Origin of the sequence: Allokutzneria albata, assembly GCF_900103775.1 — a bacterium.
Lineage (GTDB): Bacteria > Actinomycetota > Actinomycetes > Mycobacteriales > Pseudonocardiaceae > Allokutzneria > Allokutzneria albata.
This window is the reverse complement of sequence record NZ_LT629701.1, coordinates 5,765,593-5,781,902: the sequence shown is the minus strand read 5'-3', so window position 1 is coordinate 5,781,902 and position 16,310 is coordinate 5,765,593. Positions and strand designations below refer to the sequence as shown.

The window sequence follows — 16,310 nt, the reverse complement described above, 5'->3', positions numbered from 1 at the left end:
GCCCCGACCCTAGGACGCCGGGGCGACGGCGGACCAGTCGACGGTGACCTCACCGAGGCGCCAGCGGCGGTGGTGGTCGCGGACCGGCCAACCGCGGTCGGCGAACAGGCGGACGGCCTCGGCCCAGCGGGCGCGGGGGCCGAAGGGGACGAAGGGCGCCGCGGTCGCCCAGCAACTGTCCAGGTCGGACAGCAGCTCGTGCACGCGCTCGCCGGGGACGTTGCGGTGGATCAGCGACTTCGGCAGCCGCTCGGCCAGCTCGGACGGTGCCTCGATGTCGCCGGGCTTGCAGGCGAAGGTCATCGTCAACGGGCCGGAGGAGTCGAGCGTGACCCAGCAGCACCGCCTGCCGATCTCGTCGCAGGTGCCCTCCACCAGCAACCCACCGGGAGCCAGGCCGGAGAGCATCGTCTGCCACGCCTGCTCCGCGTCCGCCTCGGTGTACTGGCGCAGCACGTTGAACGCGCGCACCAGGACCGGGCGCCGTCCGGCCAGCTCGAAGCCGCCCCTGCGGAACTCCAGCAGCGGCGGATCGGCGACCGCCGCACCCGCGGCGACGCGGTCCGCGTCGATCTCCAGGCCGAGCACGCGCAGGTCGGGGCGCACCACGCGCAGCCGCTGCGCCATCTCCACCGTGGTCACCGGCGACGAGCCGTAGCCGAGGTCGATCACCAGCGGGTCCGCCGCGCCCCGCAACACCTCGCCGACCTGGGGGGTCGACACCATCCACCGGTCGACGCGGCGCAGCCGGTTGGGGTTGGTGGTGCCCCGGGTCGGCAGGCCGAGCGCACGGGCCCGGCCCGCCGCGAACCGGGGTTTGCGGCGAGCCTGGTTCACTGCTGGTCGCGCAGCCAGTTCAGCGTGAAGGTGTTCTCCGCGTCGAGCAGCTTGCCGATCTGCTCCACGATCGCCTTCTCCACCTTGCCGCCGACGAAGGGCAGCGACACCCGCACCTCCAGCGCGCTGAGCAGCTCCGCGCCCGCGCCGCTCGGCCGCAGCTGCAGCGAGCAGTTGATCGACGCGGGGGCGCCGGGCACCGAGGCCACGACCGTGCCGACCGCGCCCTCACCCGCGGCGCGCCAGCGCTCGGTGCGCTCGATCACCAGGTCGCCGTTGACCAACGACCGGACGAAGGAGGGCAGCTTGTCCGCGGGAACGCCCTGCTTGAGCACGGCCTTGCTCTCGCCGTCGGCGCTCTCGTGGGAGACGAGCTCCGCCTTGGCGCCGCCGACCGCGGCGAGCCGCGCGCGCAGGTAGTCGGCGTCGGTCAGCGCCGCGAGCAGCGCGGGCGCCGGGAACGGGAACTCGTGTGAGGTCTCGGTGCTGGTGGCCACGGCGCGTCAGGCTACCGTTGGCGGTCGTGACCACACCGCCGTCCGCCACCGAACCCGTCGCGCTCGCCGACCACACAACGCTGCGCCTCGGTGGGCCCGCGGCCCGGTTCGTCAACGCCACCACCGCCGCCGAGCTGGTCGAGGTCGTCCGCGCCGCCGACGCCGCGCGGGAGCCGCTGCTGGTCCTCGGGGGCGGCTCGAACCTGGTGATCGCCGACTCCGGCTTCGACGGCGCGGTGGTCCGCATCGGCACCTCAGGAAGGCGCATCGACCGGCTCAGCGACGGCCGGGTGCAGCTGACCGTGGAGGCGGGCGAGGACTGGGACGAGGTGGTCGCGCACACCGTGGCCAACGACCTCGGCGGCCTGGAGTGCCTGTCCGGTATCCCCGGCCTGGTCGGCGCCACCCCGGTGCAGAACGTCGGCGCGTACGGCGTGGAGATCACCGACGTGCTGGTCTCGGTGGACCTGCTGGACCGGGAGAGCGGCCAGGTGCGCATGGTGCCCGCCGCCGAGCTGGGGCTGGCCTACCGGACGAGCGTGCTCAAGGGCAAGGACAACGCCGTCGTGCTGCGGGCGCGGTTCGCGCTGACCGACGGCGGGAAGTCCGCCCCGATCGCCTACGCCGAGCTGGCCCGCACCCTCGGGGTCCAGGTCGGCGACCGGGCACCGGTCCGCGATGTCCGCGACACCGTGCTGGAACTGCGGCGCGGCAAGGGAATGGTGCTCGACCCGGTCGACAACGACACGTGGAGCGCGGGTTCCTTCTTCACCAACCCGATCATCGGCGAGGGCGACGAGGTGCTCTCGGTGCTGGAGCGGGCCTCCGCGCGCGCCGGGGGCGGTCCCGTCACCATGCCCACCTACCCCGCGGGCGAGGGCAGGGTGAAGCTCTCCGCGGCCTGGCTGATCGAACGCGCCGGTTTCCACAAGGGCTACAGCGCCCGGGACGGCCGGGTCTCGTTGTCCACCAAGCACACCCTCGCGCTGACCAACCGCGGTTCGGCGAGCACCGAGGACCTGCTCGCGCTGGCCGCCGAGGTGCGCGACGGCGTGGACGCGGCGTTCGGCGTCCGGCTGCACCCCGAGCCGGTGCTCGTCGGCTGCGCGCTTTAGCCCGTTGATCTTTGCGCTTCTGGCAAACGCCTACGCGAGTCACGGCCGTTCGGGTGACGTCGTGTGACGATTGTCTTACTGCGCGTGTTTCATGGGATGTGCGGATGCCAGCTCTGACGAGGAGGGCATCATGGCGGGCGACACCCGGGCCTGGCGAAGGGACGAGATCCGACCGGTGAAGCGGCGGGTCGAAGACGCTTTTCTCGATCTACCAGGGGTCGTCGGCGTGGACATCGCCGAGAAGCGCGTCGCGGGACTGCCGAGCGGGGTACTGGCGATCTCGGTCTCGGTCCTGGACAAGCGCCCGGCGGACCGTTTGCCGGCATGGCAACTCCTGCCCCGCGAGGTCGAGGGCGTTCCGGTGGACGTGGTGCGCGACGACGTGCTGCTGCACACGGCGCTGATGCGCGCGGACTCCGCGCCGGAACCGCCGCCGGAGGCGTACTCCACCCTGCTCGGCGGGATCAGCATCGGTCCGTGCCGCCCGATCCGGCTCGGTCCGCCGCAGGCGCCGGAGTACGGCGAGTACGTCACCGTCGGCACGCTCGGCCTGCTGGTGACCGACCTGCTCGGCAGCGGGGAGGTGCTCGGTCTGACCAGTTTCCACGTCGCCTGCGTCGACGACGGCTGGACCATCGGCGACGAGCTCACCCACCCGTCCAGGGTGGACGGAGGTCGGTGCCCGGACGACGTCTGCGGCAGCCTCGCCCGCGGCGCCTTCTCGTCCAAAGTGGACGGTGCGCTGATCAGGTTCCGGCAGGGGCGGCCCATCGAGCCCTCGATCGTCGGCATCGGGCCGGTGACCGGGCACGCGGCGGCGCGCATCGGCGCCCCGGTCCGCAAGCGCGGGCGCAGCACCGGGCTCACCGCGGGCGTCGTGGTCTCGGTGGACGCCACGGTGCAGCTCGACTACGGCGCGGGACTCGGGGTGCGCCGGATGCGCGACCAGGTGCGGATCGAGGTGGCCGCCGGGCGCTTCGGCGACCGGGGCGATTCCGGGGCGGCCGTCGTGGACCAGTCCGGTCGTGTTGTCGGCCTCCACTTCGCGGGTAACCAGGGAGGGACGGTCGGGTACGCCAATCCGATCGAGCCCGTGCTGGCTGAGCTGGTCGTCGGCGTTTGCACCGGTTGACGCGATCTTGAGTCGACTGCAGTGACGACCGTCACACCCACTTGGCGCACCCTGGGCTTCGCACCGAACGTCTTCTGCAGGGTGCACGATCGTGCCCGTGGCTAGGTGGAGGTCGATGGACGTGGGTAGACGAGGGACTCGGGGCGTTGTCGGGTTGACGGGCATGGCGCTCGCCGCAGTTCTCTCGCTGGTCGCGTGCAGTGGCGACAGCACCCCCGCGCCGGACGCGCCGCCGGTGGCGAAGGTGGCCGCGGACCCGGTCGACGGCGCCAAGGACATCAGCCCGGCCACCCCGTTCAAGGTCACCGTCGCCCAGGGCGCCCTGACCGAGGTGAACCTCGTCGACGCCGAGGGCAAGGCGGTCAAGGGCGAGCTGGCCCCGGACCGGCTGAGCTGGACCAGCACCGGGAAGCTGGCCTTCGAGAAGAGCTACACCTGGACCGGCAAGGCCACCGGCACCGACAACAAGCCGGTCGAGGCCAAGGGCGGCTTCACCACCCTCAAGCCGGGCAAGCTGATCCGGGCCACGGTGAACCCCACCGACAACGCCGTCGTCGGCATCGCCATGCCGATCAAGGTCGAGTTCGACGCGAAGATCAAGGACAAGGCCGCGGCCGAGAAGGCGCTGAGCGTGGAGACCACGCCGAAGGTCGAGGGCGCGTGGGCCTGGCTCAACGACCGCGAGGTGCACTACCGGCCGGAGAAGTACTGGCCGGCCAACACCAAGATCAAGGTGCGTGCGGACCTCTTCGCGGTGCCCTACGGCGACGGCAACTTCGGGCGCGCCGACGTGAGCACGCAGTTCAGCATCGGCCGCGCGCAGATCGTCAAGGCGCACACGCCCTCGCACAAGCTCGTCGTGCAGCGGGACGGGCAGACCGTCGCCACCTACCCGGCCAGCTACGGCAAGGACGGGAACAAGGACCTGAACACGCCCAACGGCACCTACATCGTGATGCAGAAGAACCCCGTCGAGAAGATGGACAACCCGAAGTACGGCTACACCAACGTGATGAAGAAGTGGGCCGTCCGGATCTCCAACCACGGTGAGTTCATCCACGAGAACAACGACAACGCGGCGAACATCGGCAGGGCCAACACCTCGCACGGCTGTGCCAACCTGCTGGAAGCCGACGCCAAGAGGTTCTTCGACAGCGCACTGGTCGGCGATCCCGTCGAGGTCACCGGCTCCGCGGGCACCATCGCACCGCAGTACGACGTCTACGACTGGCAGCTGACCTGGAACCAGTGGCTGTCCAAGTCGGCCCTCCGCTGATGTGACCGCGCCGATGTGAAATCGCGAACGCCTGCTCGCGGCGAGCGGGGCTGTCCGGGTTCACTGGGCTGGTGCGACTCTCGGAGCTGAGCGGTGCCGGTGGGACCAGCCTGGCCGTGACGGAGGCCGGACCACCGGACGCTCCTCCGGTGGTCCTGCTGCACGGCTGGGCGCAGTCGGCGAAGTGCTGGGCCGCCCAGCTCACCGATGAGCGCCTGACCTCGCAGTTCCGCCTGATCGCCGCCGACCTGCGCGGCCACGGCGGATCGGCGATCCCGGCCGAGGGGTACGACCGGTCGGCCACCTGGGCCGGTGATGTGGCCGCGCTGCTCGCGTACGCCGGACGGCCCGCGGTGCTCGTCGGCTGGTCCTACGGCGGCCTGGTGATCGCCGACTACCTGCGTGAGCACGGTTCGGAGGCGGTCGCGGGCATCGCGCTCGTCGGCGCCATCACCGAGCTCGGCCGTGGCCGTGAGGGTGGGCGCACGGGTGCCGTGATGCGTGCGGCTCTGCCCGCGGCCGTGTCCGACGACCCCGCGGTGGCCGTGCCCGCGTTGCGGGGGTTCGTCGAGGGCATCGCCGCGCAGCCGCTTCCCGGTGAGCTCGCGCAGCGCGCGCTCGGGACCGCGCTGAGCACGCCACCCGCCGTCCGCCTCGGGCTGTTCCGCCGGGACATCGGCAGTGCCGACGTGCTGGCCGGGCTCACCGTGCCCGCGCTCGTGATCCACGGCCTCGACGATCAGATCGTCGATCCGGCCGCCGGCCGCTACGCCGCCGACCTCATCCCGGGCGCCGCGACCAGCTGGTACCCGGAGTGCGGGCACCTGCCGTTCGTGGAGCACGCCGAGCGCTTCACCACCGAGTTGGCCGAATTCGTCGGGCGGTGCCAGGGGGCTGTGTCATGAGAGAGCGGGCCGTGATCAACCGGATCGCCGTGCTCGCGATGCACACGTCTCCGCTGGAGCAGCCGGGCACCGGGGACGCGGGCGGGATGAACGTCTACGTCGCGCAGACCAGCAGGCGCTTCGCCGCCAACGGGGTCGAGGTGGAGGTCTTCACCAGGGCCAACGCCCCCGACCTGCCGCCCGTGGTGGAGATGGTGCCCGGAGTGACCGTGCGGCACGTCCCCGCCGGACCGCCGGAGCTGGACAAGAACGACCTGCCGACCCGCATCGCCGAGTTCGCCTCGGGCGTCGTCGAGGCCGGGCAGGACGGCTTCGACGCGGTGCACTCGCACTACTGGCTGGCCGGGCAGGCCGGTATCCAGGCGAAGCGCGCGTGGCGGGCGCCGCTCGTGCACACCGCGCACACGCTGGCCAAGGTCAAGAACGCGGCGCTCGCCGCAGGGGAGCGGCCCGAGCCCCTGGCACGCGTGCTCGGCGAGGAGCACTTGGCCGCCGCCGCGGATCGTCTCGTGGTCAACACCGAGATCGAGGCGGCGGAGCTGCGCGGCCTGTACCGAGCCCGCGCCGAGCAGGTCCTGACGATCCCGCCCGGGGTGGACCTCGACTGCTTCACGCCGGGAGACCGCGCCGCTGCCCGCGTCGAGCTGGGCCTGCCCGTCGACGCGGTCGTTCCGGCCTTCGTCGGCCGCATCCAGCCCCTGAAGGCGCCCGACGTGCTGCTGCGCGCGACTGCGGAGTTGTTGGCGCGCACGCCGTCGCTGCGCGAACGCATGGTGACGCTCGTGGTCGGCGGGCCCTCCGGTACCGGGCTCGACCAGCCGGAGTTGTTGCAGCGGCTCGCCGTGGAGCTGGGCATCGCCGACGTGGTCCGGTTCCTGCCGCCGCGGTCCGGCGCCGCGCTCGCCCAGGTCTACCGAGCCGCGGACGTGGTCGCGGTGCCCAGCCACAGCGAGTCCTTCGGCCTGGTCGCACTCGAGGCGCAGGCGTGCGGAACTCCGGTCGCGGCGACGGCGGTGGGCGGGTTGCCCGTCGCGGTCGCAGACGGCGTCTCGGGCGTGCTCCTGCCCGATCACGTGACCGAGCGGTGGGCCGACGCGCTCGCCGGGATCGCGCTCGATCCGGTGCGGCGCGCGTCGATGTCCGCCGCGGCGGTGCGGCATGCGGCACGCTTCTCCTGGGAACGCACTACGGAGGGGTTGTTGGCCGCCTACGCCGACGCCGCGCGAACGGAGGTGGGGGCGTGCACCTGCACGAGCTGATCGAGTCCTTTTTGGACGAACGGGAACTCGCCTGGCAGAGCGAGGAAACCGGGAAGTACTTCGTCACGCTGCCCGGGACCAAGAAGCTGCAGACCAACTGCTGGCTGATCGTCGGCCGCGAGGCGCTGCTGGTCGAGGCGTTCGTCTGCCGCCAGCCCGACGGCAAGCACGAGGACGTCTACCGATTCCTGTTGCGCCGCAACGCGAAGCTCTACGGCGTGCACTACACCCTGGACGCCGAGGGCGATATCTACCTGGTCGGCAGGGTCGGCCTGCACGCGGTGACCGCCGAGGAGCTGGACCGGCTGCTCGGCCAGGTGCTCGAAGCGGCCGACGGCGACTTCAACAGCCTGCTGGAGATCGGGTTCGCCGACGCGATCCGGCGGGAGTGGGACTGGCGGGTCTCCCGCGGCGAGTCCCTGGCCAACCTGAAGTCCTTCAAGCACCTGGTCACCGACGCCGAGTCCTAATCGTGACCCTGGCGGACGAACGTGGCTGCCGTCACCTTCCGTCTTCGGGGCATGCCGTCAACCAACGTGACTCGACGTCTCGGCACCGCGCTCGGCGCTGTGCTTGTACTGGGGTTGTTGGCCGGATGTGGTTCTGGCGCAACCTATTCCGGCGCAGCCCAGAGTGAGCAGGACCTGGCCGCACCGCTTCCCGCCGATGGCAGCGGCGGCAAGCGCGGTGCCGGGGAGTCCGCCGGCGGTGTCGCGCCGAACGTTCCCGTCCCGCCGGACCGGAAGGTCGAACCGCTCGCGCCGAGCTCGATTTCCCCGCAGCGCCAACTGATCCGCACCGCGCGGCTGGAGCTGAAGGCGCCCGACGTCACCGAGGTGGTCGGCCGCGGCAAGGATGCGGCCGGCAGGGCGGGCGGGTTCTCCGGGGCCGAGGAGACGAGGGAGGGGCGCGCGACGCTCACCCTTCGCGTGCCCTCGGACAAGCTCGACCCGGTGCTGGAGGAGCTGGCCAAGCTGGGTGAGGTGACCGCGCGGGACGTGCGCTCCACCGACGTCACCGACCAGCTCGTGGACACGCAGAGCCGCATCGCCACGCAGAAGGCCAGCGTCGACCGGGTGCGCGCGTTGCTGGACCGCGCCAACACCGTTGGCGAGGTCGTCCAGGTCGAGGGCGAGCTGACCCGCAGGCAGGCCGAGCTCGAATCGCTGCAGAAGCGCCTGGAGTCGATGTCCAACCAGGTCGCCATGTCCACGGTGACGCTGACCGTGACCAGGACCGGCGCCCCGCCCGCCAAGCCGGACTCCGGTTTCCTCGCCGGACTGGCCAGTGGCTGGAACGCCTTGCTGGCCTTCGGTTCCGCGCTGCTGACCGGGATCGGCGCCGTGCTGCCGTTCGCCGTCGTGCTGGCGATTCCCGTGCTGGGCCTGGTGATCTGGCTCCGGCGGAGGAAGCGGGCCGCCGTCGTCCCGGCCGCGGTCGCCGCCGAGGAGTAGGGACGGTGGAGCGGCTCGGGAGAGAGGGGGAGTCGCGAGCTCGAACCGCTCCACGCGTGTCCCCGGCCGGGCGCGCAGGTGGGGGGCACCTGGGCGGTGTTCCGGGCGGGCCGCGGTTCGACGGGGGATGCGAACCGCGCGACGCCTCACCGGATCGGGGAATGCGTGGGAGCCGACCGGCGAGGTGCTGCCAACTTGGCAGACGCCACCGGGCGATCACAACCCTGCTTCGTTACTCCATTCGAGTGTAGTTAGGAGTGCGAAGTAACGGACAGATATCGGGTTCCTGCAGGTGGCGGATGCCTTGACCCTGGCTTGTGAAGCCGGTCACGATGGGCGCCGCCACCTGGGCAACCACCCGACGGAGGGACGTTCATGATCTTTCGGAGCCCGTTCCCCGATGTTGCGATCCCCGATGTGGGACTGCCGGAGCTGTTGTTCGGCGACCTCGCCGGACGCGCGGACCACCCGGCGCTCGTGGACGGCTCCTCCGGCCGCTCGCTGAGCTACGGCGAGCTGGCCGCGATAGTCGGCAAGGTCGCCGGGGCGCTCGCCGCGCGGGGGGTGCGCAAGGGCGACGTGGTCGGGATCTTCAGTCCCAACACGCCTTTCTACGCCGTCGCCTTCCACGGCGTGCTCCGCGCGGGTGCCGTCGCGACGACGGTCAACTCGCTCTACACGGCCGACGAACTGGCGTCGCAGCTGCGCGACTCCGGGGCGACCGTGCTGATCACCATCTCCGCCTTCCTCGACCGCGCCGAGGCGGCCGCGAAGGCCGAGGGCGTGCGGGTCTCGGAGATCGTCGTGCTGGACGGGGCTCCCGGGCACACCAGCCTCGCTGACCTGCTGGCCGCGGACGCCGCCCCGCCCGATGTGGTGATCGACCCGGCGACCGATCTGGCGGTGCTGCCGTACTCCTCCGGCACGACCGGGCGAGCCAAGGGCGTGATGCTCACGCACCGCAACCTGGTGGCGAACATCGTCCAGATCACCGAGCTGATCGAGGCCGGCGCGGACACCCGGGTCCTCGCGGTGCTGCCGTTCTTCCACATCTACGGCATGCAGGTGACCATGAACGCCGCGCTGCACGTCGGCGCGACCGTGGTGACCATGCCGAAGTTCGACCTGCCCGAGTTCCTGCGGGTGATCGCCGAGCACCGCACCGACCGGGTCTACATCGCCCCGCCGGTCGCGGTGGCGCTGGCCAAGCACCCGATCGTCGACTCCTACGACCTGTCACCGCTGAAGGTGCTCTTCTCCGGTGCCGCGCCGCTGGACGAGGAGCTGGCCGAGGCGGTCAAGGCGCGGCTGGGCTGCACGGTCCGCCAGGGTTACGGGATGACCGAGATGAGCCCGGTCAGCCACATGATCCCGGACGTCCGCGAGGACATCCCGATCGGCACGGTCGGCCTCATCATCCCGAACATGGAGTGCAAGCTGGTCGACCCCGGCACCGGCGAGGAGGTCGGCGTCGGCGTGCCCGGCGAGCTGTGGTGCAAGGGCCCCAACGTGATGGCGGGCTACCTGAACAACCGCGACGCCACCGACGCCACCCTCGACGCCGACGGCTACCTGCACACCGGCGACGTCGCGGTGATCGACGCCGACGGCGTGGTCTCGATCGTCGACCGGGTCAAGGAGTTGATCAAGTACAAGGGCTACCAGGTTCCGCCCGCCGAGCTGGAGGCGTTGCTGCTGACCAACCCGCTGATCGCGGACGCCGCCGTGATCGGGGTGCGCGACGACGAGGGCGAGGAGGTGCCCAAGGCGTTCGTGGTGCGCCAGCAGGGCGTCGACCTCGACGAGGCGGCGGTGATGGCCTTCGTCGCGGAACGGGTCGCGCCGTACAAGAAGGTCCGCGTCGTCGAGTTCCTCGACGCGATCCCGAAATCCGCCAGCGGCAAGATCCTGCGCAAGGACCTCCGCGCCCGCGAGTCCGCCTAGCTCTCACCCGGGTCGCGCCCGCGGCGGGCTTCCTCCCGCCCCGGGTGCGCACGCCCGCGTTCGCCTTGGCATTCGCCGCCAACGGGGTTCGGCTGGACGCGGGATTCGGGTTAGGTTCTCGTGACATGTCCACGCCAGCACCCGAGCGCCCGCACCGCGGCGGCCGACCGCGCAACGCCGCCATCGACGGCCAGGTCCTCTCGGCCGCGGTGGACCTGGTGATCGACAAGGGCATGGCCGGGTTCTCCATCGAACGCCTCGCCGCGCACACCGGGATCGCCAAGACCACGATCTACCGCAGGTGGCGCTCCGGCGACGAGGTGCTCCAGGACGCGCTCGCCTCGCTGCACCTGGTCCAGCAGGAGTTCGGGGAGGGGCCGCTGGAGCCGGTCCTGGTCGAGCGGGTCTGGCAGCTCTACCGCAGCATGATCGGCACCAGGGCGGGCAGGCTGATCGCCGAGCTGATCCCCGACGTGCACCGCCGCCCCGAGCTGTTCGAGGTCTACTGGACCCAGGTGGTCCGCCCCGGCCGCGCCGCGATGGTGGACCGGCTGCGCCGGGCGGTGGCCGACGGCGAGCTGCGGGCGGGCACCGATCCGGAGTTCCTGGTCGAGATGCTGATCGGGCCGGTCCTCTCCGGCGCGCTGTTCCTGCCCGGGGCGATGACCGAGGAGCAGGCGGCCTTCCACGTGCGCACGGTCCTCGCCGGACTCCGTCCTGACACGAAAGAGTGATCTGGCAGGCTTGACGCCATGACAGCGACCCTGGTTCTGCTCCGCCACGGTGAGAGCGTCTGGAACGCCGAGAACCTGTTCACCGGCTGGGTGGACGTGCCGTTGTCGGAGAAGGGGGTGGTCGAGGCCAAGCGCGGCGGTGAGCTGCTCCGGGAGGCCAAGCTCCTGCCCGACGTGGTGCACACCTCGCTGCTGCGGCGCGCCATCTCCACCGCCAACCTGGCCCTCGACGGCTGCGACCGGCACTGGATCGACGTGCGCCGCGACTGGCGGCTCAACGAGCGCCACTACGGCGCGCTCCAGGGCAAGGACAAGAAGCAGACCCTGGAGGCCTACGGCGAGGAGCAGTTCATGCTCTGGCGCCGCTCCTACGACACCCCGCCGCCCGCCATCGAGCTGGGCAGCACCTACTCGCAGGACGAGGACCCGCGCTACGCCGGGCTCGGCTCCGACCTGCCGCGCACCGAGTGCCTGAAGGACGTCGTCGCGCGCCTGCTGCCGTACTGGGAGAAGGCGATCGTGCCCGACCTGCGCTCCGGCAAGACCGTCCTGGTCGCCGCGCACGGCAACTCGCTGCGGGCGCTGGTGAAGCACCTCGACGGCGTCTCCGACGAGGCGATCGCGGGACTGAACATCCCGACCGGCATCCCGCTGCGCTACGACCTCGACGAGGACCTCAAGCCGGTGACGGCGGGCGGGACCTACCTCGACCCGGAGGCCGCCGCGGGCGCCATCAAGGCCGTCGCGAACCAGGGTCGATGACCATTGGGTGAACGGCTCGGGACCCGTTGCTGAACAACGCCTCGAACAGGTGTCACGGGCATCACGTATAGCCATCTGGGAGTAGTCCAACCGCCCGGAGCAGTGCTTACGATGCGCCCGTGACCGCTTCGGGCTGCATCGCCCTGCTGATCGGTGTGCTGCTGGTCGGCGCGGGGATCGGCTTTCTCTCCGGGCGCGCCGCCACCCGGCGCGCCCGGAGCCGATCCACCGAGCTGACCGTCGCCGATCTCGTGCAACGCGTTGTGCACTCCTCACACAACGGGGTGGCGGTCATCAACCGCTTCGGTGCAGTGGTCGTGCACAATCCGCGTTCGGTCGAGCTGGGCTTCGTCCGGGACAACCGCCCCGACCTGCGTGCCGAGAAGGCCGCGGAGCAGGCCATCGCCACCGGCGAGCCGGTCGAGGTCGACCTGACCCCGCTGGACCACCGCGCCGGGCGCCAGCCGCAGGCCGTGCTGGCCGAGGTCCGCCCGCTCGGGGACGGCTTCGCCGTCGTCGACGCCGCCGACCAGTCCGAGGCCGTGCGCCTCGAAGCCACCCGCCGCGACTTCGTCGCCAACGTCAGCCACGAGCTGAAGACCCCGGTCGGCGCGCTCGCGCTGCTCGCCGAGGCCGTGCTGGACGCCGTGGACGACCCGGTCGAGGTGCGCCGGTTCAGCGGCAAGATCCTCCGCGAGGCCACCCGGCTGGGCACGCTGGTCACCGAGCTGATCGAGCTCTCCCGGCTGACCGGCGCCGAGGCGCTGCCGGAGCTGGAGGTGCTGGAGGTCGACGACGTCGTCGACGAGGCGCTGGGCCGCTCCCGGCTGGCCGCCGAGTCCGCGGGCATCGAGATCACCGTGGACCAGCCGAGCGGGCTGCTGGTGGACGGCGACCGGACCCTGCTGGTCACCGCGTTGACCAACCTGATCGACAACGCGATCTCCTACTCGGGACCGGACAGCCCCGTCTCGATCAGCCGCCGCTTCGCCGACGGCACCGTGGAGATCGCGGTCACCGACCGGGGCATCGGCATCGCCCCCGAACACCAGCAGCGCGTCTTCGAGCGCTTCTACCGGGCCGATCCGGCCCGCTCCAGGGCCACCGGGGGCACCGGCCTCGGCCTGGCCATCGTCAAGCACGTCGCCGCCAACCACGGCGGCGAGGTGCGGCTGTGGAGCAAACCGGGCACCGGCTCCACGTTCACCCTCCGCATCCCGGCACACCGGGCCGCGGAGGGCGCGCCTTCTGTGACGCCGGAAGACCCGGCACCACTCGCAGTCGTCGAATCCGGAGGAATCTCGTGACCAGGGTGCTCATCGTCGAGGACGAGGAGTCCTTCGCCGACCCGCTCGCCTTCCTGCTGCGCAAGGAGGGCTTCACCACCGCGGTGGCCGCGACCGGCCAGGAGGCGCTCGACGAGTTCGACCGCAACGGCGCCGACATCGTGCTGCTGGACCTGATGCTGCCCGGGATGAGCGGGACCGACGTCTGCCGCGCGCTGCGGGTGCGCTCCTCCGTCCCCGTGATCATGGTCACGGCGCGGGACAGCGAGATCGACAAGGTGGTCGGCCTGGAGCTGGGCGCCGACGACTACGTCACCAAGCCGTACTCGGCCCGCGAGCTGATCGCGCGCATCCGGGCGGTGCTGCGCCGCGGCACCGACAACGCGCTGGACGCCGACCTCGCGCCGCAGGTGCTGGAGGCGGGCGTGGTGCGGATGGACGTGGAGCGGCACGTGGTCACGGTCTCCGGAACGGAGATCAACCTGCCGCTGAAGGAGTTCGACCTGCTGGAGTACCTGCTGCGCAACGTCGGCCGGGTGCTCACCAGGGGACAGCTGATCGACCGGGTGTGGGGCGCGGACTACGTCGGCGACACCAAGACCCTCGACGTGCACGTGAAGCGACTGCGTTCCAAGATCGAACCGGACCCCTCGCTGCCGAGGTACCTGGTCACGGTCCGTGGACTGGGCTACAAGTTCGAGTCGTAGGCTGTTGATCATGTGTCCGGGGCCGCGCGCCCCGGACGCCGGTCGCTCCTGCCCGCTTCGGGCCGATGGCCACCGCGCCCCGGACCGGCGGGTAACCTTGCCGTCGTGCGCCTAGGGGTGCTTGACGTCGGGTCCAACACCGTCCACCTGTTGGTGGTGGACGCGCATCGTGGTGCCCACCCGACGCCGATGAAGTCGGAGAAGACGGTCCTCCGGCTCGCCGAACAGATCACCGACGGTGACCGGCTCAGCGACTCCGGTGCCGAGCGGCTGGTCGACGCCGTCGCCAGGGCCAGGGAGTCCGCCGTCGCGTTCGGCTGCGCCGAGCTGATGGCCTTCGCCACCTCCGCCGTTCGCGAGGCGCGCAACGCCGCCGAAGTGCTGGAGCTGGTGCGCGAGCGCACCGGCGTCGAGCTGAAGGTGCTCTCCGGCGAGGACGAGGCCCGCTACACCTTCCTCGCGGTGCGCCGCTGGTACGGCTGGTCCGCGGGGAACACGCTGGTGCTCGACATCGGCGGCGGGTCGCTGGAGATCGCGGTCGGCATCGACGAGGACCCCGACCTCGCGTTCTCCCTGCCCTTCGGCGCGGGCAGGCTGACCAGGACCCGGTTCACCTCGGACCCGCCGACCAAGCGCGAGGTCCGGGAGCTGCGCGAGCGGCTGGACGCCGAGCTGGCGCCGGTGGCGCGGCAGCTGCGCAAGATCGGCCCACCGGACCACGCGGTGGCCACCTCGAAGACCTTTCGCACCCTGGCCAGGCTGACCGGCGCGGCCCCGTCGTCGGCGGGCCCGATGGCGCGCAGGACGCTGACCGACGCCGGGCTGCGCCAGTTGATCGCTTTCATCTCCCGCATGTCCGCCGCCGATCTGGCCGAGCTGGAGGGCGTCAGCCCCAGCCGGGCCCACCAGCTGGTCGCGGGCGCGCTAGTGGCGGAGGCCGCAATGCGAGCGTTGTCGCTACCCGAGTTGGAGATCTGTCCGTGGGCACTCCGCGAGGGCGTGATCTTGAGACGGCTGGACCAGACGGAGGAAGCAGTCCAGACTGCTCCGGCAGTGAACGGCTCGATTGATCAGCTTTCGGGTCGGCAGGATCACAGTTCTGGACGGACAGGCCGGTACGGGGCACGGTGGACTCAATGAGCAAGAACAGCGAGTCGGAGCACGACGACGGTCAGAAGACCGTCGCGGAGCTGCTCGCCCAGTACGGGGCCGACGGACCGCCGACCGCGCGGCGCAGGCGCAGGCGGGACAGCGACGAGATCAACGAGACCGCGCCGCAGACGATCATCAACCGGATCCTCACGGACTCCGGGCAGATGCGCGCGATCAGGGACGACGGCCAGCCGCAGCAGCCCCAGCAGGCGCAGCAGCGCCCGCCCGCCGGTCCCGGCCAGGGCACCGGCCGCTTCGCCGCGCCGCCACCCCCGCCGCCCGCCCCGCAGCGCTTCGAGCCCAGCCCGCAGGCAGGCGGTCCGCCGCACACCTCCGGTCGCTTCGCCGCGCCGCCGAACACCGGTGCCCACCAGGTGCCGGGCACCGGCGCGCACCCGATCCCGCCGAACACCGGCCAGCACCCGGTGCCGCAGAACACCGGCGCGCACCTGGCCCCGCCGCCCGGAGGCCCGGACGCCGACGTGACCGCGCAGTACCCGGCGATCAGCGGTGACTACCCGCCGCCGGGCACGCCCGGTGGCCAGCGCCTGGCGCCGCGGCCGAACCCGGCCGCGCAGACCTCGCAGGCCCTGCCCGTCCCGCCGCCCGGCGTGGCCGCGGGTGAGCCGGTCACCGAGCAGTTCCCGCGGATCACCGACAGGGACAGCGGCGATGCCGCGGCTACCCAGGTCGGCGCGACCCCGCCGCTCACCGGCGCGGCCCCGGCCGGGCTGGACGGCGACCACGACTGGTTCGGCAACACCGGCCAGCAGCCGTACGCGGCGCTGCGCGGCGGCCGCCCCGCCGAGCCGGACTACCCCACCAGCCAGGCCCCCGCGGTCGTCGAGGACGACGAGCACGACGCGGAGCCGGACGAGGACCGCGACGTCCACCGGGGCGCCGAGGCCGACCAGGACGACGACGCCGAGCGCGCCGAGGCCGACGCCGACGAGGACTACGACGAGTACGACGAGGACGAGCCCTCACCGACCAGGGAATGGCTGGTGATGCTCGCGCAGCTGGGCGGTGGCCTGGTCGGTGGAGCCGGGCTGTGGATCGGTTTCCAGTTCCTGTGGAGCTGGATGGCCCCGGTCGCGCTGTTCGTCGCGCTCGCGGTGATCGGCGGCATGGTGTGGCTGGTCCGCAAGATCCGCAAGGCCGACGACCTGCAGACCATCGTGCTGACCGTGCTGGTCGGCCTGGTGGTCACCATCTCGCCGGCGGCGCTGCTGCTGGTGAACCGCTGAGCC

The 16,310-nt window shown here is 71.7% G+C and carries 16 protein-coding genes; 14 read left to right on the top strand and 2 right to left on the bottom strand.

The genetic code is table 11. From position 1 onward, the window contains the following. Window positions 1-9: 9 nt before the first annotated feature. Together BLT28_RS26070 and BLT28_RS26065 are read right to left on the bottom strand one after the other, a co-directional pair. Window positions 10-726, bottom strand: coding sequence for a class I SAM-dependent methyltransferase (locus BLT28_RS26070; RefSeq protein WP_407638827.1), 717 nt, complete (start codon window positions 724-726; stop codon window positions 10-12). 107 nt (window positions 727-833) lie between these two features. Continuing rightward, the gene (locus BLT28_RS26065; RefSeq protein ID WP_030427253.1) at window positions 834-1,334 is read right to left on the bottom strand and encodes a DUF2505 domain-containing protein; all 501 of its coding nucleotides are present in this window, start codon (window positions 1,332-1,334) and stop codon (window positions 834-836) included. Between the two features lie 26 nt (window positions 1,335-1,360). Between BLT28_RS26065 and BLT28_RS26060 the strand changes: the two genes are divergently transcribed. The 14 genes from BLT28_RS26060 (at window position 1,361) to BLT28_RS25995 (ending at window position 16,307) form a co-directional block, all read left to right on the top strand. Next, window positions 1,361-2,449 (top strand): UDP-N-acetylmuramate dehydrogenase, encoded by a 1,089-nt coding sequence (locus BLT28_RS26060; protein ID WP_030427254.1) that lies wholly within the window; start codon window positions 1,361-1,363, stop codon window positions 2,447-2,449. Window positions 2,450-2,579: 130 nt separating this feature from the next. Then, a complete protein-coding gene (locus tag BLT28_RS26055) occupies window positions 2,580-3,581 on the top strand; it encodes a chymotrypsin family serine protease (RefSeq protein WP_030427255.1) in 1,002 nt (333 codons plus the stop codon). A gap of 163 nt (window positions 3,582-3,744) precedes the next feature. Beyond that, on the top strand, window positions 3,745-4,857 hold the full coding sequence (locus BLT28_RS26050) for a L,D-transpeptidase (protein ID WP_030427256.1): 1,113 nt from the start codon (window positions 3,745-3,747) through the stop codon (window positions 4,855-4,857). 71 nt (window positions 4,858-4,928) lie between these two features. After that, window positions 4,929-5,762, top strand: coding sequence for an alpha/beta fold hydrolase (locus tag BLT28_RS26045; RefSeq protein ID WP_030427257.1), 834 nt, complete (start codon window positions 4,929-4,931; stop codon window positions 5,760-5,762). Further along, a complete protein-coding gene (gene mshA / locus BLT28_RS26040; protein WP_030427258.1) occupies window positions 5,759-7,021 on the top strand; it encodes a D-inositol-3-phosphate glycosyltransferase in 1,263 nt (420 codons plus the stop codon). Before BLT28_RS26045 ends, mshA begins: the two co-directional genes overlap by 4 nt. Continuing rightward, complete coding sequence (locus BLT28_RS26035; protein ID WP_030427259.1) at window positions 7,003-7,491, top strand: type III secretion system chaperone family protein; 489 nt, start codon at window positions 7,003-7,005, stop codon at window positions 7,489-7,491. The genes mshA and BLT28_RS26035 overlap by 19 nt, the downstream gene beginning before the upstream one ends. A gap of 66 nt (window positions 7,492-7,557) precedes the next feature. Continuing rightward, the gene (locus BLT28_RS26030; protein WP_162184791.1) at window positions 7,558-8,475 is read left to right on the top strand and encodes a DUF4349 domain-containing protein; all 918 of its coding nucleotides are present in this window, start codon (window positions 7,558-7,560) and stop codon (window positions 8,473-8,475) included. 375 nt (window positions 8,476-8,850) lie between these two features. After that, window positions 8,851-10,419, top strand: coding sequence for an AMP-binding protein (locus tag BLT28_RS26025; RefSeq protein ID WP_030427261.1), 1,569 nt, complete (start codon window positions 8,851-8,853; stop codon window positions 10,417-10,419). Between the two features lie 125 nt (window positions 10,420-10,544). Next, window positions 10,545-11,153 (top strand): TetR/AcrR family transcriptional regulator, encoded by a 609-nt coding sequence (locus BLT28_RS26020; protein ID WP_030427262.1) that lies wholly within the window; start codon window positions 10,545-10,547, stop codon window positions 11,151-11,153. 18 nt (window positions 11,154-11,171) lie between these two features. After that, window positions 11,172-11,915, top strand: coding sequence for a phosphoglyceromutase (locus BLT28_RS26015; protein WP_030427263.1), 744 nt, complete (start codon window positions 11,172-11,174; stop codon window positions 11,913-11,915). 119 nt (window positions 11,916-12,034) lie between these two features. Further along, entirely contained in the window at window positions 12,035-13,222 is a 1,188-nt protein-coding gene (locus BLT28_RS26010; RefSeq protein WP_231950429.1) for a sensor histidine kinase, read from the top strand. Beyond that, the gene (locus BLT28_RS26005) at window positions 13,219-13,908 is read left to right on the top strand and encodes a response regulator transcription factor (RefSeq protein WP_030427265.1); all 690 of its coding nucleotides are present in this window, start codon (window positions 13,219-13,221) and stop codon (window positions 13,906-13,908) included. Before BLT28_RS26010 ends, BLT28_RS26005 begins: the two co-directional genes overlap by 4 nt. A 105-nt stretch (window positions 13,909-14,013) precedes the next feature. Next, window positions 14,014-15,048, top strand: coding sequence for a Ppx/GppA phosphatase family protein (locus BLT28_RS26000; RefSeq protein WP_030427266.1), 1,035 nt, complete (start codon window positions 14,014-14,016; stop codon window positions 15,046-15,048). After that, complete coding sequence (locus tag BLT28_RS25995; RefSeq protein ID WP_052406875.1) at window positions 15,045-16,307, top strand: hypothetical protein; 1,263 nt, start codon at window positions 15,045-15,047, stop codon at window positions 16,305-16,307. Before BLT28_RS26000 ends, BLT28_RS25995 begins: the two co-directional genes overlap by 4 nt. Window positions 16,308-16,310 lie beyond the last annotated feature (3 nt).